The sequence below is a fragment of the Caballeronia ptereochthonis genome, assembly GCF_001545075.1.
GTDB classification, from domain to species: domain Bacteria; phylum Pseudomonadota; class Gammaproteobacteria; order Burkholderiales; family Burkholderiaceae; genus Caballeronia; species Caballeronia ptereochthonis.
In genome coordinates, this window is sequence record NZ_FCOB02000049.1 from 1 (window position 1) to 25,241 (window position 25,241).

The window sequence follows — 25,241 nt, forward strand, 5'->3', positions numbered from 1 at the left end:
CCTCCAACGTCCCGTTTCCAGACGTTAGATTACAAAATCGCCGGTCGCCATCCACGGAATTCTGCGAAGAACCTTTTCTTTTGGAGATCCACATGACGGTCGATACCCCCATCATCCGCCTTCCCGAACTGCTCAAGATCGTTTGTCTCTGCAAGGGCTCGGTCTATCGCGGTATCAAAACGGGCGAGTTTCCGGCGCCTATCAAGCTCACACAGCGCGCAGTCGGCTGGCGTCGTGAGGACATCGTCGAGTGGATCGCTTCTCGCCAGGCTGCAATTCAGCAATGAGAAGCGGGATCTGCAGTGCCCCACACAACAAAGGCGCTCTCCGATCATCGCATCGGGCGAGCGAGCAACGGCTTACTGAACGAGGGGAGGCCATCAAATGGCCGGTGATTGGATAAAGATGCGCACGGCTCTCGCGGACGATCCCGCTGTTATCGCGATGGCGATGCTCTGGGCTGTGACGAGTTCTCGATTGTCGGGCGACTCCATCACGTTTGGAGCTGGGCCGATGCTCAGTCACGCGACGGTCACGCTCGAGGCGTGACGTTGAGATGGATAAACCGCTACGTGCGATGTGACGGCTTCGCTGAAGCGATGGTCAATGTAGGTTGGCTCGCCGAATCTGAAGGCGGCATCTGCTTACCTAACTTCGACCGGCACAACGGGGAAACAGCCAAGGCTCGAGGCCTTGCCGCGCACAGAAAGCAGAAGCAGCGCGCCGCCGAGGCCAGTGAGCGGGTATCGTCTTCAGAACCGTCACGCACTGAGCGTGACATCGGCGTGACCAGAGAAGAGAAGAGAAGAATATAAAGAAGACAACGCGCTCGACGACGGGCCATCCGATGTTCCGCCCTCGTCGACTGGCGCACCGGCGGAGAAGCGCGCTTCGCGCGCATCTTCTCTTGAACTTTGGATTGACAGATGCAAAGCGAAGGGCGAACAGGCCATACCTGAAGACGATTCGATCTTTGAATACGCGGGCAAGATCAAGCTGCCCGACGACTTTATCCATTACGCATGGCTCGAGTTCAAGCGCAAGAATTCCGGAAATGCGAGGAAGAGACATGCAGACTGGCGCGGGTACTTCCAAGACGCCGTGAGAGAGAACAAGCTTGGGCTCTGGTGGCAGTCTGCTGACGGCCAGTGGCTGCTGACAACGCGCGGGAAGCAGGTGCAACGAGAACATGCGGATGGTGTGTGACGCTGGCGCCCTCAAGTCCAGTTCGAGAAAAGCGTGCGGCGAACAAAACACACTGCGACCACCAATGCCGAGACCGTCGATGAAACCAACGAGAGGTAGCGCAATGAAATACGTGACTTGCCCATGATGCTGCGCCAGTTTCATGTGTGGGTGTCCGGTCCGGCAACGCTCCACGCACCGACCCGCCGGGCGTGCGGACTCTTACCGACGCCTTTGCCAACCCAGCGATAATTTTTGAACTCAGGCTCAAGTTCTAGAGAGCCGTGCCGAAATCACGAGTACCAATATAAGGAGAATAAGAATGACGGCACCCGTCCAAGGCGCTGCGATCGGACTGGTTATATCCGCCCTGTTCCTCGCGGGTTGCGATGGACAGCCGGCACAGCCGGCCGCATCCCCACCAGTTTCGTCGGCGCGTCCGCTCCAGGCTTCGACTGTCGAAGTTTCAAGAGTCGAACCTCCGAAGCCAGAGCACAACTACGCCATGTCCGAAGACGGCGAATACGGTTACGAACGGGCGCTCAGTGAGGATGATGTGAAGGCCGGGCGGGCGACGTCTGCGCTTCTGATGGTTCGCTACCTAGGTCAGAGCAAGGGTGTCCAGTCCATTAAGATCGTCGACGGTAACCGTGCGGGCGTCATGTCTTGCAGCGCGCCGTGCAGGTTCGTGAAGACGCGCTACTACGTTGCTGGAGAACTGCTGAAGACGGAGACCGTTCCGGTGACGGACGGTTCGTTGATCCAGGCAGTCATGGACGACGCTTTCGGAGGTAAGCTGCAGCCGTATGCAAAGCGAACGAATTAGCGTTGCTTGTCGTGCGCGAGCGGGATTGGCGGCCCTCGCATAGGAGTTTTGAGCTAACTAGAGGTCAGTCGCAGCTTCATGGGACAGGCCGCGTCCATGACGCTTCTAGGCGGCAGGACTCGGCGCCCCCTAGACCGTAAAGCATTTCCAGTCGCTGCCGTTACACAGAGAAGGAAAGGACTCACGGTGATCGGAATGAAAGTTGTGTTGTTCGCTTATGCGGCGGTTGCACTGGCACTGCAAGGGTGCGCCTCGAACTCCGGCGTTGTTGCCATCGGCCAAGACACGTACATGGTGTCGCGCCAAGCAGCGACCGGCTTCAGCGGCTCGGGCACTTTGAAGGCAGATGCCTTTCAAGAAGCAAATCAGTATTGCGTTGCCCAAGGTAGGAAACTTCAGGTGATCAGCACGCACGAGGCGTCGCCGCCGTTCGTCTTCGGAAACTTTCCCAAGGCAGAAGTTGACTTTATGTGTCTTAACCCGAGCGATCCCGAATTAGGGCGGCCGAAGCCATTGGTGAGATAGATTCCATCACGGTACTCAGACTGGGCACGCATCACTCGGCCTCGCAAGATGAGACCGATCATGACGGTCGAGCCATCGATCAAGTTTGCGACGGCGGTTTAAGTGTGGTTGCGTCCGTGGACGGCCCACCGGTAGGTCTCGTGCGTTCGGCAAGTTCCCTCTCTGCATCTTCGACTGCTTCGTCCATGGCCTTTTTGCTCACGGTCCTAACAAGTTGGCGGCGCTCAAGAAAGAAGTTGCTGATTTCAGAGCCAGGCAGCAAGAGAATGTCGGTTTTTTGACCTCTCGGAACGCTTTGCGACGGCGCCTGCTTTAGCCGCCAAATCGCACCCTGCGTAATGGTGCCCGGAAGTTGGCTGACCGTCTTGCGCGACTGGTCATCACATGGCGTGGGGCGTTCCGGGAACGCCATTACTCTGCTCGTGACAGAGGTAAGCGCCATGTAACTGATGGCGCCGTCTGCCTTTATATAGACGTTACTCAGGAGGCCCTCGTAAAGCAGGAGTTGTCCTTCGTGGTCAACCTTCGACATCGCGGACACGACAACCAACCGCCTCCTGCCACGAATTTGGTAGAGCCACGGATGTTTCGCGAGCCACGCGAACGGCCCGATCTGAAATTCGATCGCGAATCCGATCAACAAGCCGATCACTAGAGAAATCACATTTACGGCGAGGAAATAGCCAAGGATGTGGCCAACGTGGGCGCTCAATCCCGCTGCTATCGCGATGACGACCTTGTTTCCGTCCTTGGCAGGATCGACGTCTGCGTGCAACAGAGGAAAGAACTCAGCGAAATCAATCTGACTAATCCAAGCAACGTTATCAGCGAGGACGTAATTTATAGTCAGGTAGCCGACGCCGTGCGCGAGAAATGCAACAAAGACCATACCCGCCAACTGTCCAAGCGGGCTGATCGTTACTGTCTCGACGCTGACCGCCTGCGGGATGTAGAGACCTGCAAAGAACGCCGCCCCCGGCGTGAGCAGTACCGCGATGACAACGGTTGCCCATGCGAGGGACACGGCGAGTTCCTATCGCAATATTAGGGCGCTTTACCGAAATTCTCTGCGACGCGCAGGTCGACGATCTTTCGAAGAGCGTCCTCGAACGAGGGCAGTGTCCCGTCCGGCGCTGGTTCAAGCGCTTTCAGCACCTTTTGCGGATCTTGCCCAGCAAAATCCAAAAGTCGCTTGTAGGCTTCCTCGGTGAAGCCGGTAGAAATTTGCATAGCAGACTCCACTTTTCCACTGATAATGTGGTCGGCCGCACCCAGATTCAAGCACGCGCGAGGCGAGCGCGAAGCCACGCCCGCAGTGCCGCGAGATCCATGCCATCTTTGCTGAACCAGCGCATTTGACGACACGATAGGTAAAACTTTACGCGCCTAACCTGGGTAGTGCTGAAAATTCGGCCGAACAGTATGATCTATCGGCGGGAAACGCAGAAGCTTAATGTGCGTAGTCGAACATTAGCGCACAAAGCTTTCATTTGGCTGTCGTCGAACTTGGTCGGTGCGTTGGGTTGTCACAGGCTCTCAGGAGCAAGCTGTTCACTCGCTGCCGACATCGCTGTTTTAGGCGTCACTAGTAAATGAAGAACGGATCGATCGATGAAAGATCCGACGAGCCTTGTACCGCCTAAAATCGCTGAGTTTCCGTATCTTTTCCGTATGCAAAGAAAAAGGGCTAAGCGGATATTCCGTAAGCCCTTGATCCCGCTAAACTTTCTTGGCGCGCCCGGCTGGGATCGAACCAGCAACCCCTGCCTTCGGAGGGCAGTACTCTATCCATTGAGCTACGGGCGCATCGGAGAAGGATCTTGCGAGAGGAAAGCGCGCCAGAAGGAAAACCGAAAGGCGGCTGCAAGGCCCATGCGAATCCGAGAGGATACCTGTTTTCCGTGACGTCGTCCATCGCGCGGGCCTGCGCCTGGTGCCCCAAACCCGTCAGAAAGCATCACGCGATTCGGGTAAACGCCCGTTCCACCGCCCCGGTCGCCTCGCGCCGACAGTTAAGCGTTCCGTCTATAATCGACCGTGCCTTTTCCCCAAGGCGCGCCTGAACGCAATGCGGTAGCTGTCACGCTGTCACTGAACCGACTCACACCAAAAAACGGGAGACGAGACAAGCATGAGCGAAGCACCCCACGGAGCCCCGATCAAGACACCCGGCCAACTCATCGCCGCGGTCATCGCGGGATTCGGCATCCCGGTCGCCATCATCATCCTGCTCGCGGTGTACGTGAACAACGCGACCCGCACCGGCGCGGGCACCGATCTCGAAGCCTCCGTGAAGGAGCGCATCGCGCCGGCCGCGCAGGTCGATATCCGCGACGCCAACGCGCCGCGCGTCTACAAGACCGGCGAGGAAGTCTTCAAGGCGGTGTGCTCGGCCTGTCACGCCACCGGAACCGCAGGCGCGCCGAAGTTCGGCGACGCCGGCGCGTGGGCCCCGCGCATCGGCGAAGGCTACGACACGCTCCTGCACAATGCGCTCAACGGCAAGGGCGCGATGCCCGCGCGCGGCGGCACCAGTCCCGACGATTACAGCGATTTCGAAATCGCGCGCGCGGTCGTCTACATGGCGAATAACAGCGGCGGAAAACTCGCAGAGCCGGCGCAACCCGCGCCGGGCGCGGCGGCGAGCGCGGGCGCATCGGCCCCGGCAGCAGCCGCGCCGGGCGGCGCGAGCGCGAATGAAAATGCACAGGCAGCGGCGGCCGTGGCGGCGCTGGCATCGGTGCCGCAGGCCGCGCCGGCAGCAGGCGCGCAAAGCGCCGATGCCGCGCAAGCAGGCAAGGCACTCTACGAACAGGTCTGCCAGGCCTGTCATGCGGCGGGCGTGCTCAACGCGCCGAAGTTCGGCGACAAGGCCGCATGGGCACCGCGCCTGAAAGACTCGATGGACACCGTCTATAACTACGCACTGCACGGCAAGGGCGCGATGCCGCCGAAGGGCGGATCGAACGCGCCGGATGCAGACGTGAAGGCCGCCGTCGATTACATGGTGAACGCGGCGAAGTAACGCTTCAGCACGCGATAAAAAACCCTGCGTTGCGGCGCAGGGTTTTTTATTGGAAGCCCCGAAAGCATCAGGTCTTCTGCAGCATCGCCTTGAGCATCGCCATGCGGTCCTTCGGCGTAAGCGGCTTTTCCTCGGCCGTGGGCGGCGGCGCATCGTCGAGCAGCATCTCGGGGATGAAGCGCGACGGCTCGCATACCACCGTCTCCCGCGCGCGCTTGCGCTTCTTGCACCAGTTCAGATGCAGGCTGCGCTGCGCCCGCGTGATCGCGACGTACATCAGCCGGCGCTCTTCCTCGATGCGCGAATCGTCGACGGGCGCGTCATCGTCCGAGCCGCCGCGATGCGGCATGATCCCTTCCTCGACGCCCACCAGAAACACGTGCGGATACTCCAGCCCCTTCGACGCATGCACCGTCGACAGGCGCACCGCGTCCGGATCTTCCTCCTTGCCTTCGAGCATCGACATCAGCGCGACGGTCTGGATCAGGCCGAGCAGGTTCTTGCCTTCGTCGCCGAAGCCGTCGGCGGTGTCGTAGCCCGTCTGCTGGGCTTCGGGCGACGGCTCCGGCTTCGTGCCCTTGCGCTTGAGCCACTCGAGAAACTCGAGCACGTTCTGCCATTTCGATTGCGCCTGCCGCTCGTCGTACGCATCGTAGAGATACGACTCGTAGTGGATCGCTTCCATCATGTCGTCGAGCACTTCAGTCGCGGGATCGCGCGCCGCGCGGTCCGACAGGCGCCGGATCCACTCGCAGAAAGTGCGCAGCGGCTCGACCTGCCGCGCCGACAGACGCGCCTCGATGCCGCCCATGAACACCGCCTCGAACAACGACACCTTCGCCGCGCCCGCGAACGCGCCGAGCGCTTCGAGCGTCGTATTGCCGACGCCGCGCCGCGGCGTGGTGATCGCGCGGATGAACGCGGGATCATCGTCCGGATTCGCGATCAGCCGCAGATACGCGATGATGTCCTTGATCTCGGCACGGTCGAAGAACGACTGGCCGCCCGACAGCACGTATGGAATGCGCTCGCGCCGCAGCACCTGCTCGAAGATGCGCGCCTGGAAGTTGCCGCGATAGAGAATCGCGTAATCGCGAAACTGCGTGCGGCGCTCGAACTTGTGCGCCGACAGCCGGAACACGACCGATTCCGCCTCGTGCTCCTCGTCGTTGCAGCCGGTGACGGTGATTGTGTCGCCCATGCCGTGCTCGGACCAGAGCTTTTTCTCGAAGAGCTTCGGATTGTTGGCGATGACGTTGTTCGCCGCGGTCAGGATGCGCACCGTCGAGCGATAGTTCTGCTCCAGCTTGATGACGTGCAGCTTCGGAAAGTCCTTGCCGAGCTGTGCGAGGTTTTCGAGCGTCGCGCCGCGCCAGCCGTAGATTGCCTGATCGTCGTCGCCGACGGCCGTGAACGCCGCGCGCGGCCCGGCAAGCAGCTTCAGCAATTCGTACTGGCAGGCGTTGGTGTCCTGATACTCGTCGATCAGCAGATACCGCAAGCGGTTCTGCCACTTGTCGCGAACTTGCTCGTTTTCCGCGAAAAGCTGCGCGGGACGCAGGATCAGATCGTCGAAGTCGAGCGCCTGATACGCGTGCAGCGTCGCCGCATAGCTGCGATAGACGATCGCCGCCTGATGCTCGTCCTCGTTGCTCGCCAGAACGGCGGCCTGATCGGGCGAGACCATCGCGTTCTTCCACAGCGAGATGATCGACTGAATCTTGCGGATCAGGCCCTTGTCCGTCGTGCCGAGCTGCTCCTGGACCATGCCGAAGCAATCGTCGGCATCCATGATCGAGAACTGCGGCTTCAGTCCGACGTGCTCCGCCTCCTGACGCATGATCTGCACGCCGAGCGAGTGAAAGGTGCAGATCGTCAACTGATTGACGGGAATCTTGCGGCCTTCCTTGCCGGGCGTCGTGAGCGTCTTGCCTTCGAGCAGCTTGGCGGTGCGCTCGCGCATTTCGAGCGCGGCCTTGTTCGTGAAGGTGAGCGCGGCGATGTGCTTCGGCTCGAAGCCGCGTCCTTCGATCAGATGCGCGATCTTCTGCGTGATCACGCGCGTCTTGCCGCTGCCCGCGCCGGCGAGCACGAGACAGGGACCATCGAGATAGCGCACAGCTTCGCTTTGCGCGGCGTTCAGACCTGCGGACATCGTTCTGGGCTTTGGATTCTGAGGCGCGCGACAAAAGCCGGCGCATGGAGGAGTGCGCGATGTTAACACGATGGAAAGTGCGCGGTTCCGGCCCTCGTTCCCTTCGGCGGCGGAATCGGGCGCGCGCGGCCGTGCCACAATAACGAACCGATTCACGACAGGATGCCCGCATGAGTTCAGCACTGAAAGTCGGCGTAATGGGTTACGGCCTCGCCGGCGCGACGTTTCACGCGCCCGTCATCGAGCACTGCGGCCGGGCGGAAGTGACGGCCATCGCGACGAGCCAGGACGAGCGCGCGCAGGCCGATTATCCGAACGCGCAGATCGTCGCGGATTTCGATGCATTGCTCGCCGTCGATGGGCTCGAATGCGTCGTCGTCGCGACGCCGAACGACACGCACTTCGATCTCGCGCACCGCGCGCTGTCGGCGGGCAAGCACGTGGTCGTCGACAAGCCGGTGACGCTCACGGCGCGCGACGCCCGCACGCTCGCCGATCTCGCCGCCGGACGCGGCTTGCTCTTCGCGCCGTTCCACAACCGCCGCTGGGACGGCGATTTCATGACGGTGCGCGCGCTGCTCGAGAGCGGGCGGCTCGGGCGCATCACGCATTACGAATCGCACTTCGACCGCTTTCGCCCGAAAGTCCCGCAACGCTGGCGCGAGGAAGCGTCGCGCGGCGGCGGCCTGCTGTTCGATCTGGGGCCGCATCTGATCGACCAGGCGCTGACGCTGTTCGGCGCGCCGCAGACGGTGACGGCCTTCGTCAAGGCGCATCGCGATCACGCGCACGCGCCGGATTACGTGCACCTCGTGCTCGGTTACGGCGACAAGGAAGTGATCCTGCACGCGAGCGCGCTCGCGGCGCTCGATCCGCCGCGTTTCGCGATTCACGGCACGCGCGGAAGTTACGTGAAGAGCGGGCTCGATACGCAGGAGGACCAGTTGCGCTCGGGCATGCGGCCGGGAAATCCGGAATTCGGCAAGAATCCGCCGGGCTTGCTGCGCGAAGTCGACGGCGACCTCGATCTGCGTCACGAATACGCCACGAAGGACGGCGCGTATGTCGAGTTCTATCGCGCGCTGGCGGCGTCGATTCAGGACGGCAAGCCGTTCCCCGTTTCGCCGCAGGACGCGGTCGACACAATGACGATCATCGAACTGGCGATTCAGAGCGACGCGCAAGGGCGCAGCGTTCCTTTCCAGCGGATCGGCTGAACACCATTCAGCGGGCGTGTGCGCTGTCCATCGGACACGCCCGAATCCGTTTGACAACCCCAATCCGGTCGCGTAAATTCTGCCGCACGCGTCGGGAGAGCGCGTGGCCGCTGTTGTCTTCAGCGTCGCCGCGCCGCCGAAGGGGCATACCCGCAAACTCTCAGGCAAAAGGACCGGCGGCGTCGAGGAAAGCACTCATTTGGGTCCATTTCCTCGCACTCTGGAGAGCGGCAGCGGCTTCGTCGAACGAGCCAGTTGCCCACCGAAGGGGCGCGCGATGAACCGCAGCACGAACGTGCACGGTTCGCGCAATCTCTCAGGTACCGAGGACAGAGGGGTCACGCATCGCAACCGTCAGGCGGAACGCGCCTTGCGTGTGGAGTCGAAATAATCGATCCCGCGCGCGCGCTTCATCCGCAGGCGAAAAGTGCGCTGCGTGGCCTTTTTTGTTTCGCGAACCGAGGCCCCGATGACCGAACTTCAACACACGCCCCTGCACGCAGCTCACCTCGCGCTCAACGCGCGCATGGTCGATTTCGGCGGCTGGGACATGCCCGTCAACTACGGTTCGCAGATCGACGAACATCGCGCCGTGCGCACCGATGCGGGCATGTTCGACGTGTCGCACATGCGCGTCGTCGATTTCGAGGGCGAGGCCGTCCGCGAATTCTTCAAGTACGCGATCGCCAATAACGTCGACAAGCTCACCACGCCGGGCAAGGCGCTCTATTCGTGCCTGCTCAACGGCGACGGCGGCGTGATCGACGATCTGATCGTCTATTACTTCTCCGAGACGAGCTTTCGCGTGGTGGTGAACGCGAGCACCGCGGAGAAGGACATCGCCTGGTTCGGGCAGTTGAATGCCGAAGGCGAGTTCAATCTTTCCATCACGCCGCGCCGCGATCTCGCGATCATCGCCGTGCAGGGCCCGAACGCCCGTGAAAAGGTCTGGCAAGTGCTGCCGGACACGCGCGCGCAAACCGAATCCATCAAGCCGTTCAACGCGGTGCAGTTTCCGTCGACGCAATTTGGCGAACTGATGCTCGCGCGCACCGGCTACACCGGCGAGGACGGCTTCGAGATCGTCGTGCCGGCGACGCACGTCGAAGCGCTGTGGAACGCCCTGCGCGAGGCGGGCGTCAAGCCGGCCGGCCTCGGCGCGCGCGACACGCTGCGCCTGGAGGCGGGCATGAATCTCTACGGCCAGGACATGGACGAGAACGTCTCGCCGCTCGACGCCGGTCTCGCGTGGACCGTCGATCTGAAAGCGGAACGCGATTTCGTCGGCCGCAGCGCGCTCGAGGCGAACGGCTCGAAGGCGAACTTCGTCGGGCTCGTGCTCATCAAGGAAAACGGCAAGGCGGGCGGCGTGCTGCGCGCGCATCAGAAAGTCGTCACGGAACACGGCGACGGCGAGATCACGAGCGGCACGTTTTCGCCTTCGATGCAGGAATCGATTGCGTTCGCACGCGTCCCGGCGGCTGTTGCCTTCGGCGACACGGTGCAGGTCGTCATCCGCGACAAGCAACTTCCCGCGCGCGTGGTAAAACTTCCGTTCGTGCGCAACGGCCGTGTGCTCGTTGAACTTGCATAAAGGCCGTCGCGCCCGTTCCCTCCGATCAAGAACCTCACGAACGAATCACGCAAGGAGCATCCAATGAGCATCCCGGCCGATCTGAAATACACCGAATCGCACGAATGGGTCCGCACCGAATCCGATGGCACGCTGACCGTCGGCATCACCGATCACGCGCAGGAAGCGCTCGGTGACATCGTCTTCGTCGAGCTGCCCGCGGCGGGCAAGGCCGTTGCGGCGGGCGACGCCATCGCCGTCATCGAATCGGTGAAGGCCGCCTCCGATATCTACGCGCCGGTCTCCGGCGAGATCGTCGAGGCCAATGACGCGCTGAGCTCCGCGCCCGATCAGGTGAACGGCGCGCCTTACGAAAGCTGGCTCTTCAAAATCAAGCCGTCGGGCGACGCCGGCCTCGACAAGCTGCTCGACGCCGAAGGCTACGGCAAGTCGATCGGCGAATAACTCTCTATTGGACGAAGGCGGTTTTTCGCGCGCTCGCGAGAACCGCCGATCGCAGGAATTCACATGAAGCTCGAACACCCGGATCGCCTGATGAACCGCACCTCCCTGTCACTCGCCTCGCTCGAATGTCACGACGCGTTCGCGGAACGGCACATCGGCCCCGACGAGGCGGACCAGCGCGCGATGCTCGACGCGCTCGGCTTCGCATCGCGCGCGGCCTTCATCGACGCGGTGATTCCTGAATCGATCCGCCGCAAGGAAGCGCTGCCGCTCGGCGCGTTCACGCAGCCGAAGAGCGAGGCGGAAGCGCTCGCGTCGCTGCGCCGGCTGGCGGACGAGAATCTGGTGTTTCGGACTTACATCGGCCAAGGTTACTATGGCACGCACACGCCGGCCGTGATCCTCCGCAACGTGCTCGAAAATCCGGCGTGGTACACGGCCTACACGCCGTATCAGCCGGAGATTTCGCAAGGGCGTCTCGAAGCGCTCCTGAACTTCCAGCAGATGGTGATGGACCTGACGGGCCTCGCGATGGCGAACGCGTCGCTGCTCGACGAAGCCACCGCCGCCGCCGAAGCGATGACGCTCCTGCAACGCATCGGCAAGCCGAAGTCGAACGTGTTCTACGTCGCCGCCGACGTGCTGCCGCAGACCATCGAAGTGGTGAAGACGCGCGCGAAGCCGGCGGGCATCGAAGTGAAGGTCGGCCCGGCCGCGGATGCCGCGGGCGCGAACGCGTTCGGCGTGCTGCTGCAGTATCCTGGCGCGAACGGCGATGTGCGCGACTACCGCGCGCTCGCCGAAGCGGTTCATGCCGCAGGCGGCCATGTCGTCGCGGCTGCGGATCTTCTTGCGCTGACGCTCGTCACGCCGCCGGGCGAATGGGGCGCGGATGTCGCGATCGGCAATACGCAGCGCTTCGGCGTGCCGGTCGGCTTCGGCGGTCCGCATGCGGCGTACATGGCCGTGCGCGACGAATTCAAGCGCCAGATGCCGGGGCGTCTCGTCGGCGTGACGGTCGATGCGCAAGGCAATCCCGCGCTGCGTCTCGCGCTGCAGACGCGCGAGCAGCACATCCGCCGCGAGAAGGCAACGTCGAATGTCTGCACGGCGCAGGCGCTGCTCGCGATCATGGCGAGCATGTATGCGGTCTATCACGGTCCCCAAGGGCTCAAAACGATCGCGTTGCGCGTGAACCGCGTCGCATCGATCTTCGCGGCGGGCATCAGGAAGCTGGGCTACTCGATCGCCAACGATACGTTTTTCGATACGGTCACGATCGACAGCGGCGCGAACACGAACGCGCTGCATCAGGCCGCTTACGCCGCGCATGTCAATCTGCGTCATGCGAGCGCAACGCAAGTCGGCGTGTCGCTCGACGAAACCACCACGCGCGACGATCTGCTGAAGCTCTTCGCGCTGTTCGCCGAAGTCGCGGGCAAGACCGAAACGTTCGATATCGACGCGCTCGATCAAGCCGCGCCCGATTCGCTGCCGGCCGAGCTGCACCGCACGAGCGATTACCTCACGCATCCGGTCTTCAACCGTCACCATTCCGAACACGAAATGCTGCGCTATCTGCGCAGCCTCGCCGACAAGGACCTCGCGCTCGACCGCACGATGATCCCGCTCGGCTCCTGCACGATGAAGCTCAACGCGACGTCGGAGATGCTGCCGGTCACGTGGCCCGAATTCGCGCAGATTCACCCGTTCGCGCCCGCCGAGCAGACGGTCGGCTATCGCACGATGATCGATCAGCTCGAGCAGATGCTCGTCGCCTGCACGGGTTACGCGGCAGTGTCGCTGCAGCCGAACGCCGGATCGCAGGGCGAGTACGCGGGCTTGCTCATCATCCACGCGTACCACGAATCGCGCGGCGAAGGGCATCGCAACGTGTGCCTGATTCCGGCGTCCGCGCACGGCACGAATCCGGCGTCGGCGCAGATGGCGGGCATGCAGGTCGTCGTCGTCGCGTGCGATGCGAACGGCAACGTCGATATCGAAGACCTGAAGGCGAAGGCCGGGAAGCATTCGGCGAATCTCGCGGCGATCATGATCACGTATCCGTCGACGCATGGCGTGTTCGAGCGCAACGTCCGCGAGATCTGCGACATCGTCCATTCGCACGGCGGCCAGGTGTATGTCGACGGCGCCAACATGAACGCAATGGTCGGCCTGTGCGCCCCGGGCCAGTTCGGCGGCGACGTCTCGCACCTGAACCTGCACAAGACTTTCTGCATTCCGCACGGCGGCGGCGGACCGGGCGTCGGTCCGGTCGCGGTCGGCGCGCATCTGGCGAAATTCCTGCCGAATCAGGCGTCGACCGGCTACAAGCGCGACGAGGCGGGCATCGGCGCGGTGTCGTCGGCGCCGTATGGCTCGGCCGCGATCCTGCCGATTTCGTGGATGTACATCGCGATGATGGGCGCGCAAGGGCTCACCGCCGCGACCGAAAGCGCAATCCTCGCGGCGAACTATGTCGCGAAACGTCTCGCGCCGCACTATCCGGTGCTCTACAGCGGCCCGGGCGGACTGGTCGCGCACGAATGCATTCTCGACGTGCGGCCGCTCAAGGAAGCGAGCGGCATCTCGGTGGAAGACGTCGCGAAGCGACTGATCGACTACGGCTTCCACGCGCCGACGATGAGCTTCCCCGTGCCCGGCACGCTGATGGTCGAGCCGACGGAATCGGAATCGAAGGAAGAGCTCGATCGCTTCATCGACGCGATGATCGCCATCCGCGAGGAAATCCGCGCGGTGGAGGAAGGCCGCGCCGACCGCGAGGACAACGTGCTGAAGCACGCGCCGCACACGGCGGCCGTCGTCGCGTCGGACAACTGGGAGCACGAGTACACGCGCGAAGCCGCGGCCTATCCGGTCAGGTCGCTGGTGACGCGCAAATACTGGTCGCCAGTGGGCCGCGCGGACAACGCATACGGCGACCGCAACCTGATGTGCTCGTGCGTGCCGATCTCCGACTACGCTGAATGAGCACGAAGTGAAAGCGGCAAACCGCCCGAATCCGTAAAGCATTGTCGGGCGGTTTTGCGGCGCGCGTCAGAAGGGCTAACATCTCACCCCGGACCAAAGCCAATCAAGGAGTTCGCATGGCGCTGAAGGTGCGTGAGGTGAATGAGAGCCGTTTCAGGACGCGCGCGCGGCAGGCCATGCTGTGCGCGCTGATGCTGGCCGCGCCGGTCGCGCATGCGGCGATGAATTTCTGCGCCGCGCCCGCGATGCAGACGAGCGAGCGGACCAATGCAGACCCCGGCGTGAAGGCGCTCGTGAAGACGGTGCAGTCGCACGTCAACGATCAGCCGAGGCCGCGCGCGAAACTGCACACCGAGGGCACGCTTCCGCACGAAGGCATCCATGACGAAAGCGTCGAGGCGGAGAAAGACCTCGACCTGATGCGTGACGCGGCGCTCGCCTGGCGCGTGACCGGCGACGAGCGCTATCTGCGGCTGGTCGACCGGTTTCTTTTCGCCTGGACGACGACTTATCAGCCGAGCTTCAATCCGATCGACGAGACGAACTTCGAATCGCTGATCCTCGCCTACGATCTGACGGCAAGCGCCCTGCCCGTGAAGACGCGCAACGCGGCCAACGCGTTCATCACGAAGATGGTGACCGGCTATGTCGCCGACATGGACAAGCAGCCACGGCCGCTCACGGGCACGTATCGCAACAACTGGCAGAGCCATCGCGTGAAGCTGGTGGCGATGGGCGCGTTCACCATCGACGATCGCAAGCTCATCGACGCGGCGCAGCGGCTGTTCGTCGAGCATATCGGCGACAACATCGCGCCGGACGGATCGACCGTGGATTTCGCCGAGCGCGATGCGCTGCGCTACGTCACCTACGATCTTCAGCCGCTCGTGACGGCGGCGCTCGCTGCGCGGCGGCACAACCGCAACTGGGTCGCGGAGCGCGCGCCGTCGGGCGCGACGCTCGCCGAGGCGCTCAACTGGCTCACGCCGTACGCGCTCGGCACCCGGACGCACGAGGAATTCGTGCATTCGTCCGTGCCTTTCGACGCCAAGCGTCGCGAGGCCGGCTTGCCCGGTTTCTCGGGACCATGGGACCCGAAGAACGCGTCCGAACTCTATTATCTGGCGGCCCGCATGGATGGCCGTTACGCGCCGGTGGCGCTGCGGCTCGCGCCGACGCCGCCCGCCTGGCTCGCGGTGTGTCTGCCGCTGCCGGCGCGTTAATTTCTATAGGCAGGAGCAGTCATGGCAGTCAGCGTATTCGACCTCTTCAAGATCGGCATCGGACCTTCCAGCTCGCACACCGTCGGACCGATGCGCGCCGCGCTGATGTTCGCGCAAGGGCTAGAGCGCGACGGGCTGCTGGACGCGGTGGCGTCGGTGAAATGCGAGCTGTACGGCTCGCTCGGCGCGACAGGAAAGGGCCACGGCACCGATCGCGGCGTGATGCTCGGCCTGATGGGCGATGCGCCCGATACCGTCGATGCGCGCACCATCGTGCCGCGGCTGGAGGCGGTGCGTGCGTCGAAGACGCTGGCGCTGCTGGAGAAGCACGAGATTCCGTTCACCCTGAAGGAAAACATCGCGTTCTACCGGCAGGCGTTGCCGGAGCATCCGAACGGCATGAAGCTGCATGCTTTCGATGCGAACGGCACGTTGCTGCGCGAGGCGACTTATCTGTCGGTCGGCGGCGGGTTCGTCGTGACGGCGGGCGCGCCGAATACGGCGGTACTGACCGCGCACGAACAGTTGCCGTATCCGTTTCAGACCGGCGACGAGTTGATGAAAATGTGCGCGGAATCGGGAAAGTCGATCGCGCAGCTGATGTGGGAAAACGAGCGCGTCTGGCGCAGCGAGGAGGAGATCCGCGCGGGGCTTATGCGCATCTGGGACGTGATGCAGGATTGCGTCGCGCGTGGGTGCGGCATCGGCAATCCGGAAGCGGAAGGGCACTTGCCCGGGCCGTTTCAGGTCAAGCGGCGTGCGCCGCAGCTGTACAAGGCGCTGGCGGGCAAGCCGGAGCAGGCGCTGCGCGATCCCCTGTCGATGATCGACTGGATCAATCTCTACGCGATCGCGGTGAACGAGGAGAACGCGGTGGGCGGACGTGTCGTGACGGCGCCGACCAATGGCGCGGCGGGCATCGTGCCGGCCGTGCTGCATTACTACGATCGTTTCGTGCCCGGATCGAACGCGCAGGGCGTGATCGACTTTCTGCTCACGGCCGCGGCGATCGGCATTCTGTACAAGATGAACGCCTCGATTTCCGGCGCTGAAGTCGGTTGTCAAGGCGAGGTCGGCGTCGCCTGTTCGATGGCTGCGGGCGCGCTTGCGGCGGTGCTCGGCGGATCGCCGGCGCAAGTCGAGAATGCCGCCGAGATCGGCATGGAGCATAACCTCGGGCTGACGTGCGATCCGGTCGGCGGGATGGTGCAGATTCCGTGCATCGAACGCAACGCGATGGGCTCGGTGAAGGCAGTCAACGCGGCGCGCATGGCGATGCGCGGGGATGGGTCGCATTATGTTTCGCTGGATTCGGTCATCAAGACCATGCGCGAGACCGGCGCGGATATGAAGACCAAATATAAAGAGACTTCGCGCGGCGGGTTGGCGGTGAATATCGTGGAGTGTTGAGGGATCGCGGCTTGCGTCGGCCCGGTGTCCGGCGCAAGTCGTCCGTTCGATCGATTCCTTCCTTTGAACCGATTGCTTGGCATGACGATATAAACGTCTTGCGGAGCAGGCAATGGTTGACATCAATGACAGCAACAGCTCAAACAAGCTGTGCATCCTCAGCGTGCGATACGAGGGAAACGACGCCGCATCGTATGAGATTGATCTGAATCAGCTGGGACAATCGCTTCAGGGCTTCGCGCGCGTCTTCGGGCTATGTGCGAACACGCTCGCAACGGGTAGACTAACCCGACACCTCGATGCACTCGATGTTCGCGTCGTTTTACTTCCCGTAGACGAACATCATTGCTTCGAAGTGCTAGCGATGGTGAAGAGCATGGCGACTAGCAAGGAACTGTGGTCTGGTGCGTTCGGGGCTGTGCTTGCTGTCGTGGTTCAGTATGTACTTTCTCGACGCGATCAAGATCAAATGAAATACCTGAACGAAGCGCTGCAGAAATCGTTGCAGCACAATCAGCAGAGTTTCGAAATGTTGAAAGCGATCATCGACTAACTCGCCGACGCTCTGCGCCCCGCCGCGCGCCAGGCGCTCACACCCGTCGGCCGCTCCTGCAAGCGCATCGATCTCTAAAAGCAATTCATGACCTTGTCCACCGATCACAAACAAGCCTTCGCGCACGCCGTCCACACGGTCTCGGAGCACCTCGAGCCCTACGTCGGCGTGATTTCCACGTAATCACGCCCCGATCAGATTCACCACCTTCACATTCCGTGTATCCGGCACTTCCGCATAGGACAGCACCTTCAACTGCGGGAGACTGCGTCGCAGGAACCGCGCGAGCATCGCCCGCAGCGAATGCTGCACGAGCAGCACCGGCGGCAGGCCGAGATTCTGCTGACGCATCATGGCGTTCTGCGTCGACGTCATCAGCGTTTGCGCGAGTCCCGGCTCGAGCCCCGGATTCGCGCCGGTCGAAAGCGCCTGCGACAGCACGCGCTCAAGTGTCGGATCGAGGCCCATCACCTGCAGATCGTCGCTGCCCGGATACCACTGCTGCGTGATCGCGCGACCGAGCGCGAGCCGCACCGCGGCGGTGAGATCGTGCGCATCGGTCGTGCGCGGCGCGTGCTCCTGCAGCGCGTCGAGAATCGTGCGCATGTCGCGGATCGGCACGCTTTCGTCGAGCAGGTTTTGCAGCACCTTCTGGAGCGTCGTGAGCGAGATGACCTTCGGCACCAGGTCTTCCGTGAGCGACGGCGTGTCCTTGCCGATGCGCTCGAGCAGCGCCTGCACTTCCTGACGTCCGAGCAGTTCGGCTGCGTGTGTCACGACCAGATGATTCAGGTGCGTCGCGACGACCGTGCTCGCATCGACCACCGTGTAGCCGTACACCTGAGCCTGCTCGCGCAGGTTCGTGTCGATCCACACCGCCGGCAGGCCGAACGCCGGGTCCTGGGTCTGCGTGCCTGGAAGCGCCGCCGAAACCTGACCCGGGTTGATCGCGAGCCACTGTCCCGGAAACGCCTCGCCCACGCCCACCTCCACGCCCTTCAGCGCGATGCGATATCCGTTCGGTCGCAGTTCCAGGTTGTCGCGAATATGAATGACCGGCGGCAAAAAGCCGATTTCCTGCGCGAACTTCTTGCGGATGCCCTTGATGCGCTTGAGCAGTTCGCCATCGGCGTTTTTGTCGACGAGCGGAATCAGGCGATAGCCCACTTCCAGCCCGAGCGGATCGATGAGCGCGACGTCCTCCCAGCTCGCTTCCGCGTTCTCCGCCGACGCAGCCGCGGCCGACGCGAGCGGCGTGACGTCCGTGACGGAGTTGGCCTTCTTCTTCGCTTCGGCGCGCTTGTTCATGGTGCGCGCGGCGTAGATGAGGCCGCCGCCCAGCAGCATGAACGCGAAGTGCGGCATGCCCGGAATCAGGCCCATGATGCCGATGATCACGCCGGTGATCATCAGCACGCGCGGGTTCTGGAACAACTGGCCGGTCAACTGCGTGCCGATGTCTTCCTCGGTCGCGACGCGCGATACGATCACGCCCGCCGCCGTCGAGATGATGAGCGACGGAATCTGCGCGACGAGACCATCGCCGATCGTGAGCAGCGTGTAGTTCGTCGCCGCGTGCGTGAAGTCCATGTCGTGCTGGAGCATGCCGACGATCAGCCCGCCGACGATGTTGATCACCATGATCAACAGGCCCGCGATCGCGTCGCCGCGCACGAACTTGCTTGCACCGTCCATCGAGCCGTAGAACTCGGCTTCCTGCGCCACGCCCTGACGGCGCTTCTTCGCGGTTTCCTCGTTGATGAGGCCGGCGTTCAGGTCGGCGTCGATGGCCATCTGCTTGCCGGGCATCGCATCGAGGGTGAAGCGTGCGCCCACTTCCGCGATACGTCCCGCGCCCTTCGTGATCACCATGAAGTTGATGATCATCAGAATCACGAACACGACGATACCGACCGCGAAGTTCCCGCCGACGAGGAAGTGCCCGAACGATTCGATCACCTGACCGGCCGCGTCCGGGCCGGTGTGGCCTTCGAGCAGCACGATACGGGTGGAGGCGACGTTCAGCGACAGCCGCAGCAGCGTCGAGAACAGCAGCACGCTCGGAAACGCCGCGAAGTCGAGCGGCTTTTGCGTGTACATGCTGACGAGCAGCACCATCACCGCCAGCGCGATGTTGAAGGTGAACAGCAGATCCAGCAGGAACGACGGCAAGGGCAGGATCATCATGCCCAGGATCATGCAGATCAAGATCGGGCCGGCGAGCGCCCGAAGGTTCTGCGTGCCCAGCGCGTCGGGCCGTTTGGCGAAGAATCCAGCGCGCGCGTTCATGCGGCGGCTCCATTGTCGGTGTTGCCGCCGCTCAGTGCCTCGGCGGCTTCCTGATCGGCGTCGGCGTCGGATACGCCGCCTTTGTCGAGTTCCTTGGGCACGTCGAGATCGGACGGTTCGTCCGGCTCGATGCCGCCGTCTTCCCGGTAGCGCTTGAGCTGGTAGACCCACGCCAGCACCTGCGCGACCGCGCCGTAGAGCGCGCCCGGAATCTCGCGATCGATCTCGACGTTGTGATACAGCGCGCGCGCAAGCGGCGGCGCTTCGAGCAGCGGGACGTTGTGCTCGCGGCCCAGTTCGCGGATGCGCGCCGCGACGAGGTTCACGCCCTTCGCCACCACCTTCGGCGCCCGCATCTGGCCGTCCGTGTACTTCAGCGCGACGGCGAAGTGCGTCGGGTTCGTGACGATCACGTCGGCGGTCGGAATCGCCTGCATCATGCGGCGGCGGGCGGCCGCGCGCTGCTGAGAGCGGATGCGGCCCTTCACGTGCGGATCGCCTTCGTTTTCCTTATGCTCGCGCTTCACTTCTTCCTTGCTCATGCGCAGCTTCTTCGCGTGCGAGTAGAGCTGATACGGCACGTCGACGGCGGCGACGAGAAAGAGTCCGCCGATCGCCATGCCGCAGCACACGAAGATCAGATGCATCGCGTCGGCGAGCGCCAGATTGACCGGCTTCGTCAGCAGGCCGAGCACTTCGGCCTTGCGGCTCCAGATCGCCCAACCCGCCATGCCGCCGACGACCACCGTCTTCAGAATCGACATGCCGAGCTGAATCGGTCCTTGCGCCGAAAAAATCTTGCCGAGGCCGCTGATCGGATTCAGGCGCCCGAAGTTCGGCGCGAACGGCTTCGTCGTGATGAGCCAACCGCCCAGAGCCATCGGTGCGGCGAGCGCGGCGAAACCCGCGAGCAGCAGCACCGGCAGCACGGCGAAGAGGCCTTCCTTGCCCGCGTTCGCAGCGCCGGTCATCATCTGCCGCGTGTCGAGCACCGTCGCGTGATCGAAGGTGAACGCGCCGCGCAGAATCGACTGCAAATGCTCGCTGATCGGGCCCGACAAGCCCCACACGCCGAAAAATCCCGCCGCCAGCAGCGCGAAGGACGCGAGTTCCCGCGAGCGCGCAACCTGGCCTTCCTCCCGCGCCTTTTCCAGGCGCTTGGGAGTGGCTGATTCGGTTTTTTCGAGATCGCTTTCTTCTGCCACCGGGCCTTGCTCCGTTCCTTTCCGTCACACATGCGAGCGGCGTGAAGCCGCTTTTCGATGAAAGGGATTATTGCGGAAGGCGTCGAGCGGCCATCGGCGGATAAGGCTGGGGAAAAGGGGGTTATTCGGTAGATGAAAGCGCCGGAAGCAAAAAGCGGCGCGTGCCCCGCACGAGGTACGCGCCGTACTTTCCGAAAAGCGCCGAGGGCGATCAGACGCCCGGCACGCGGCCATCCGGGCCGTAGAAACCGGCCTTCGACGGCGCGACCTGCAAGGCCGCAAGCGTCTTGCGGTTGTATTCCATGCGCGTGCGGATCAGCACGCCATTGTTGTTGTTGCCCTGTTTCGCGCGGCGGGCGGCGGCGGTGAGCAGCGCCCACTGCTCGGCGATCGCTGCGTCACCGGCGGCGGCGGCTTCCATGCCGACGAAGCCGCTCGGGAAACCGAGCGCGTTCAACTGCGCATCGCGGGTCTTTTCGAGCGCGGCGATGCGCTCGGTCAGTGCGGTCTTGTTCTCGATGATTCCCAGCAGCGCCGGAAGCGGCTGCGCGGCGATCAGCGCTTTTTCCTCTTCGACGAGGAGGGATTCGAAGGCCTGAACGGCGGCGACTTCTTCGGTGACGGTGGCAAGCAGGGCGTCTCTCATTGCATCGCTCAAATAGCGGTTTCAAAAAGCCGCCCGGTGCCGTGAACGCCGCGTGCCACCGCGCGCCTGCTCTGTCGCAAGCGCGGCTGCTTCACTGCGTTCAGCCGCCGGTCGGCGGGGTTCTCGTTTGCAGCAGATCGCGGGCGGTGCTCAGAATGCCGTCGGCGATCTTGCCCGGATCCATCGTCAGGCTGCCGTCGCGGATCGCGGCCTTGATCGACTCGACTTTCGCCGTATCGATGTCCGAGCCGTTCGATGCGCGCAGGTCGCTCGACAACGACGACAAGCTCACCGTCGAATTCTGCGCCGTGCTTGCGCTCGGCTGCTGCACGGTGCTCGCGGCACCCTTCGCGTCGTTTTGCGACGCACGTTGCAGGCCTTCTTGAAGGCCTGCCAGAGTGGTGTTGCTATTCGATTCGATCTTCACGATGTCCATTCCCGAACGTGTTGAGTCCTTTATCGGCGGGGGCGCTTGAAAACTTTACCCTGCCTCCGGACCGTCAACTGCCGTTCGCTGCGCTTATCGCCTTGAAAGCCTTGTCTGGCGGACATCGAGCGCAATTGCAACAAAATGAAACAAGCGTGGGATGGCGAACACTTCGTCCTTCAGAGCGACACTTCCACCGTCTGACTGTCCTTCACGATGCCGGTGATGATCTGGCCCCCGGCAGTTTTTACACGAACCTGCTGGCCGGGCGCGGCGTTGTTCATCGCGCTGCCTTCGGCGGAAATCGAAAAGCCCGAGCCTGCGGCGACCACGCGCACGTTCTGGCCGATCGCCACCGAGCTCGCGGCGCGCAGCATGTCGGTGCGCAGCGGCAGGCCGGCGGGCACGCGCGAGAGCGCGACCGCGCCGACGGCCTGCGCCGGATCGGTAACGATGGCCTGCGGCATCGCGGTGATGTCGCCGTCGCGAGCCACCAGATCGGCGTTGCCGAGCACTTCGCCCGGGGCGATGGCGCGCGCGGCCAGATAGTAAGTGGCGTTGATCGACACGCGCGCCTGCACGTAGAGCGTCCACGGCCGCTCGCCGACGCAGCGCACGCCGACCGTCATGCGTCCCCAAAGACGCGCGCCGGTGGGCATGAACGGATCGAGCGAGGAGCAGGGCGCAAGACCACGCGGAAACACGGGCGTGACGGTGATTTCCGCCTTGCCCGGCAATCCCGCGGCTTGCTGCTGCAGAAAATTGAGCGCGGCGAGGCGGATCGATTCGCCATCCTGCATGGCGGCGGGGGCGCCGGGCGCCTGCGGCAACACCGCCGCGGAGGGCGCGGCGGCAGCCGAATTCGCAGGCGTGAAGCTGACGCGCTTCATCGGCGAGGCCGGGGCGCCGGTAACGGGAGCCGCCGCGCTTGCCGCGACGGGACGCGTGTTCGCGTTGCGGGCGGGAACAGCGTCGTCGCGCGTCACGACGACGGGAATCACGTCGTGCAAGGCGGACGCGGCGGGCGCTTTCGGAAGCGCGGACGCCGCGACGGCCGCACGGGCGGGTTTCGCTTCGCCCGGACCGGGAATCACGATCATGCCGCTCGCGTCGTTCATCGAATCGTCGGCGGCGTCGGCGCGGGCTTCGAGTTCGAGCGCGGCGTTACGCATCGCGGCGTCGGCGGCTTTGGTCGCCGCGCGATAGCCGCTCGGACGCCCGGTGTCGGGCGCGGGCAGCGTGGAAACGGGCGCGGCCACGGATGTCGAGCCGCGCGCAGCCGGCGCATTCAGGCTTTTCGCCATTTCGGCCACGGCGGCGGGATTGGTTTCCGCGTTGCCCGGAATGACGATCGGGCCGTCGCCCTGCTGCGCGTGCGCGCCCGCCGCGACGCCAATGAACAGCGAGACGCCCGCGAGGCCGCGCAGCGTGCGGCGCGCGAACGTCGCCGCGGCGCGAGCCGTAGGGTTCGATGCACGCTTCGCGGACCTGCTCATCACTTCTCTCCCTCACGCCGCGTATTTCACGCGCGGCGTTCCTTGATTCAATCAGGCCGCAAACCTCGCGGCGACTGCCTTAGGCCGAACGGGGAACACGAACGCCCGCCATCGGCCACGAAACGCATTCTAGATATGCCTGAGTGCGGGCAAGCGTCGAATAGAGGCCCCGTTTCCCGGTTATTCGTCGGATTAGTTCTTGTGCGCCGCTCCTAAGATGCGTGTCATGCAAAAAGGCCTCGGCGCTGCCGACAGGAGAACCGGAATGCTAGACACACTCGACAAGGAATTCGCATTTGGCCGTGAGGCGCTCGATGTCCGCGCTTATCGGCAGGAATTGCTGTCGTCGAATATCGCCAACGCCGACACGCCCGGCTACAAGGCGCGCGACGTCGATTTCTCGAGCGCGCTCGCCGGCGCCCTCAAGAAGACCGGCGGCGCCACCACGGCCTCGAACAACGGCACGCTCGCGATGGCGCAGCCCGTCAGCGTGAGCACGGGCGCGTCGATGGCCGTGACGGCGAAGGGCCACATGGCCGGCACGACGACGCTCACCGCATCGGGCGGCCCGAGCGACGACTACGGCAAGCTCGCGTACCGCGTGCCGAGCCAGCCCTCGCTCGACGGCAACACGGTCGATCTCGATGCCGAGCGCGTGCAGTTCGCGGACAACGCGCTGCACTTCGAGGCCGGCATGACGGTGCTCAGCTCGCAGATCAAGTCGATGCTCTCGGCGATCACGTCGAACAGTTAACAAGGCGCGCGCCGGGCTTTGCCCGGCGTGGGGCCGGAGTAAGCGCTGAAGCGCCAACTCCGGCCGACACAGGAGAAACGCCCCATGCCTTCCTTGATGAACATCTTCAACGTCGCCGGCTCGGCGATGTCGGCCCAGGCGCAGCGCCTGAACGTCACCGCGTCGAACCTCGCCAACGCCGACAGCACGACCGGCCCGGATGGCCAGCCGTACAAGGCGAAGCAGGTCGTGTTCGCGGTCGATCCGCTCGGCGGCGCGCGCACCGCGTCGGGCCAGCAGGTCGGCGGCGTGCAGGTGACCGGCGTGATCGATGATCCGAGCCCGATGAAGACCAGCTATGACCCGAGCAATCCCGCGGCGAACGCGGACGGCTACGTGACGCTCCCCAACGTCGATCCCGTGCAGGAGATGGTCAACATGATTTCCGCGTCCCGTTCCTATCAGGCGAACGTCGAAACGCTCAACACCGCCAAGCAATTGATGCTCAAGACCCTGACCATCGGAACCTGACAGCGAATCCAAAGGAACATAACGTGAGCTCCTCCAGCACAACCATCGGCAGCAACGGCACCACCGTGTCGCAGACGCTGCTCGACACCATGAACGGCACGTCGAGCTCGTCCAGTTCATCGAGCAGCAGCGCGAGCGGCACGTCCGCGTCGGACATGCAGAACACCTTTCTCACGCTGCTCGTGACGCAGCTGAAGAACCAGGATCCGACCAACCCCGCCGACAGCTCGCAGATGACCTCGCAGCTCGCGCAGATCAGCACGGTGCAGGGCATCGGTCAGCTGAACACGTCGCTGTCCTCGCTCGCGACGCAGCTCTCCGCCGGCCAGCAGACGCAGGCCGCGCTGCTGATCGGCTCGAACGTGCTCGCGCCGGGAAGCAACGTGACGGTCTCGAGCGGCGCGTCGTCGAGCTTCGGCGTGCAACTGGCGAACGACGTGAGCGACCTGCAGATCGTCGTGAAGAACGCGTCGGGCCAGATCGTCAACACGCTCGATCTCGGCGCGCAAGGCGCGGGCGTCGTGCCGGTGTCGGGCTGGAAGCCGGTCGACTCGAAGGGCAACACCCTCGCCGACGGCAGCTACACGATCACCGCGCAAGGCACGATCAACGGCCAGCAGGCGACGGCCACCACGCTGTCGGCTTCTCAGGTCCAGAGCGTCGTGCAGATGTCGGGCGGCGCGCCGGGCCTCAAGCTCGCGAACGGCTCGACGGTTGCGCTGACGAGCGTCGCGTCGATTCTCTGATTTCACATTCATTTGGGGCG

22 protein-coding genes, 1 tRNA gene and 2 riboswitches are annotated in these 25,241 nt (G+C 63.6%); of the genes, 14 read left to right on the plus strand and 9 right to left on the minus strand.

Going from position 1 to position 25,241, the window contains the following annotated elements; genetic code table 11:
• From AWB83_RS32925 to AWB83_RS32940, 3 genes are all read left to right on the plus strand, one after another.
• Positions 1 to 287 (plus strand): helix-turn-helix transcriptional regulator (locus AWB83_RS32925; protein WP_208636833.1); only part of this gene is annotated, 287 nt, incomplete at its 5' end.
• A gap of 1,220 nt (positions 288 to 1,507) precedes the next feature.
• On the plus strand, positions 1,508 to 2,011 hold the full coding sequence (locus tag AWB83_RS36310) for a hypothetical protein (RefSeq protein WP_143750145.1): 504 nt from the start codon (positions 1,508 to 1,510) through the stop codon (positions 2,009 to 2,011).
• A 195-nt stretch (positions 2,012 to 2,206) separates the two neighbouring features.
• On the plus strand, positions 2,207 to 2,536 hold the full coding sequence (locus AWB83_RS32940) for a hypothetical protein (RefSeq protein ID WP_208636834.1): 330 nt from the start codon (positions 2,207 to 2,209) through the stop codon (positions 2,534 to 2,536).
• A gap of 79 nt (positions 2,537 to 2,615) precedes the next feature.
• Here AWB83_RS32940 and AWB83_RS32945 read toward each other — a convergent pair whose 3' ends face one another.
• The 3 genes from AWB83_RS32945 to AWB83_RS32955 form a co-directional block, all read right to left on the minus strand.
• Positions 2,616 to 3,560 carry a hypothetical protein gene (locus AWB83_RS32945; protein ID WP_087049816.1) on the minus strand — a complete coding sequence of 315 codons (945 nt, stop codon included), beginning with the start codon at positions 3,558 to 3,560 and terminating at the stop codon, positions 2,616 to 2,618.
• A gap of 20 nt (positions 3,561 to 3,580) precedes the next feature.
• Positions 3,581 to 3,766: a hypothetical protein gene (locus tag AWB83_RS32950; RefSeq protein WP_143750146.1), complete on the minus strand. Its 186-nt coding sequence runs from the start codon at positions 3,764 to 3,766 to the stop codon at positions 3,581 to 3,583.
• Between the two features lie 500 nt (positions 3,767 to 4,266).
• A tRNA-Arg gene (locus tag AWB83_RS32955) sits at positions 4,267 to 4,342 on the minus strand.
• Positions 4,343 to 4,667: 325 nt separating this feature from the next.
• On the opposite strand from AWB83_RS32955, the gene AWB83_RS32960 reads away from it, so the two are divergent.
• Positions 4,668 to 5,561, plus strand: a complete 894-nt coding sequence (locus tag AWB83_RS32960) for a c-type cytochrome (protein ID WP_087049818.1) — start codon at positions 4,668 to 4,670, stop codon at positions 5,559 to 5,561.
• A 67-nt stretch (positions 5,562 to 5,628) separates the two neighbouring features.
• Here the strand turns inward: AWB83_RS32960 and AWB83_RS32965 are convergent, their stop codons facing one another.
• On the minus strand, positions 5,629 to 7,716 hold the full coding sequence (locus tag AWB83_RS32965) for a UvrD-helicase domain-containing protein (protein WP_087049819.1): 2,088 nt from the start codon (positions 7,714 to 7,716) through the stop codon (positions 5,629 to 5,631).
• Between the two features lie 170 nt (positions 7,717 to 7,886).
• On the opposite strand from AWB83_RS32965, the gene AWB83_RS32970 reads away from it, so the two are divergent.
• The 7 genes from AWB83_RS32970 (at position 7,887) to AWB83_RS33000 (ending at position 17,148) form a co-directional block, all read left to right on the plus strand.
• Complete coding sequence (locus tag AWB83_RS32970) at positions 7,887 to 8,933, plus strand: oxidoreductase (RefSeq protein ID WP_087049820.1); 1,047 nt, start codon at positions 7,887 to 7,889, stop codon at positions 8,931 to 8,933.
• 82 nt (positions 8,934 to 9,015) lie between these two features.
• A riboswitch (glycine riboswitch) is annotated at positions 9,016 to 9,119 on the plus strand.
• A 24-nt stretch (positions 9,120 to 9,143) separates the two neighbouring features.
• Positions 9,144 to 9,276, plus strand: a riboswitch (glycine riboswitch).
• A 126-nt stretch (positions 9,277 to 9,402) separates the two neighbouring features.
• Complete coding sequence (gene gcvT, locus AWB83_RS32975; protein WP_087049821.1) at positions 9,403 to 10,527, plus strand: glycine cleavage system aminomethyltransferase GcvT; 1,125 nt, start codon at positions 9,403 to 9,405, stop codon at positions 10,525 to 10,527.
• Between the two features lie 63 nt (positions 10,528 to 10,590).
• On the plus strand, positions 10,591 to 10,971 hold the full coding sequence (gcvH, locus tag AWB83_RS32980; protein WP_087049822.1) for a glycine cleavage system protein GcvH: 381 nt from the start codon (positions 10,591 to 10,593) through the stop codon (positions 10,969 to 10,971).
• A 63-nt stretch (positions 10,972 to 11,034) separates the two neighbouring features.
• Entirely contained in the window at positions 11,035 to 13,962 is a 2,928-nt protein-coding gene (gcvP, locus tag AWB83_RS32985; protein ID WP_087049823.1) for an aminomethyl-transferring glycine dehydrogenase, read from the plus strand.
• Positions 13,963 to 14,078: 116 nt separating this feature from the next.
• On the plus strand, positions 14,079 to 15,185 hold the full coding sequence (locus AWB83_RS32990; protein ID WP_087049824.1) for an alginate lyase family protein: 1,107 nt from the start codon (positions 14,079 to 14,081) through the stop codon (positions 15,183 to 15,185).
• Between the two features lie 21 nt (positions 15,186 to 15,206).
• Positions 15,207 to 16,595, plus strand: a complete 1,389-nt coding sequence (locus tag AWB83_RS32995) for an L-serine ammonia-lyase (protein WP_087049825.1) — start codon at positions 15,207 to 15,209, stop codon at positions 16,593 to 16,595.
• Between the two features lie 112 nt (positions 16,596 to 16,707).
• Positions 16,708 to 17,148, plus strand: coding sequence for a DUF7946 domain-containing protein (locus tag AWB83_RS33000; RefSeq protein ID WP_087049826.1), 441 nt, complete (start codon positions 16,708 to 16,710; stop codon positions 17,146 to 17,148).
• Positions 17,149 to 17,331: 183 nt separating this feature from the next.
• On the opposite strand, the gene flhA is transcribed toward AWB83_RS33000, so the two are convergent.
• The 5 genes from flhA to flgA all read right to left on the minus strand — a co-directional run bounded on the left by flhA (position 17,332) and on the right by flgA (position 23,211).
• Positions 17,332 to 19,437: a flagellar biosynthesis protein FlhA gene (gene flhA, locus AWB83_RS33005; RefSeq protein ID WP_087049827.1), complete on the minus strand. Its 2,106-nt coding sequence runs from the start codon at positions 19,435 to 19,437 to the stop codon at positions 17,332 to 17,334.
• Complete coding sequence (gene flhB, locus AWB83_RS33010) at positions 19,434 to 20,642, minus strand: flagellar biosynthesis protein FlhB (RefSeq protein ID WP_087049828.1); 1,209 nt, start codon at positions 20,640 to 20,642, stop codon at positions 19,434 to 19,436. Before flhB ends, flhA begins: the two co-directional genes overlap by 4 nt.
• 211 nt (positions 20,643 to 20,853) lie before the next feature.
• The gene (locus AWB83_RS33015) at positions 20,854 to 21,288 is read right to left on the minus strand and encodes a flagellar protein FlgN (protein ID WP_087049829.1); all 435 of its coding nucleotides are present in this window, start codon (positions 21,286 to 21,288) and stop codon (positions 20,854 to 20,856) included.
• A gap of 100 nt (positions 21,289 to 21,388) precedes the next feature.
• Positions 21,389 to 21,715: a flagellar biosynthesis anti-sigma factor FlgM gene (gene flgM, locus AWB83_RS33020; RefSeq protein WP_167389187.1), complete on the minus strand. Its 327-nt coding sequence runs from the start codon at positions 21,713 to 21,715 to the stop codon at positions 21,389 to 21,391.
• Positions 21,716 to 21,894: 179 nt separating this feature from the next.
• Positions 21,895 to 23,211, minus strand: coding sequence for a flagellar basal body P-ring formation chaperone FlgA (flgA, locus tag AWB83_RS33025; RefSeq protein WP_087049831.1), 1,317 nt, complete (start codon positions 23,209 to 23,211; stop codon positions 21,895 to 21,897).
• A gap of 265 nt (positions 23,212 to 23,476) precedes the next feature.
• Between flgA and flgB the strand changes: the two genes are divergently transcribed.
• The 3 genes from flgB to AWB83_RS33040 all read left to right on the plus strand — a co-directional run bounded on the left by flgB (position 23,477) and on the right by AWB83_RS33040 (position 25,221).
• Positions 23,477 to 23,965 carry a flagellar basal body rod protein FlgB gene (gene flgB, locus AWB83_RS33030; protein ID WP_087049843.1) on the plus strand — a complete coding sequence of 163 codons (489 nt, stop codon included), beginning with the start codon at positions 23,477 to 23,479 and terminating at the stop codon, positions 23,963 to 23,965.
• Positions 23,966 to 24,049: 84 nt separating this feature from the next.
• Positions 24,050 to 24,475: a flagellar basal body rod protein FlgC gene (gene flgC / locus AWB83_RS33035; protein ID WP_035499295.1), complete on the plus strand. Its 426-nt coding sequence runs from the start codon at positions 24,050 to 24,052 to the stop codon at positions 24,473 to 24,475.
• An 89-nt stretch (positions 24,476 to 24,564) separates the two neighbouring features.
• Positions 24,565 to 25,221, plus strand: a complete 657-nt coding sequence (locus AWB83_RS33040; RefSeq protein ID WP_279629106.1) for a flagellar hook assembly protein FlgD — start codon at positions 24,565 to 24,567, stop codon at positions 25,219 to 25,221.
• Positions 25,222 to 25,241: the final 20 nt, after the last annotated feature.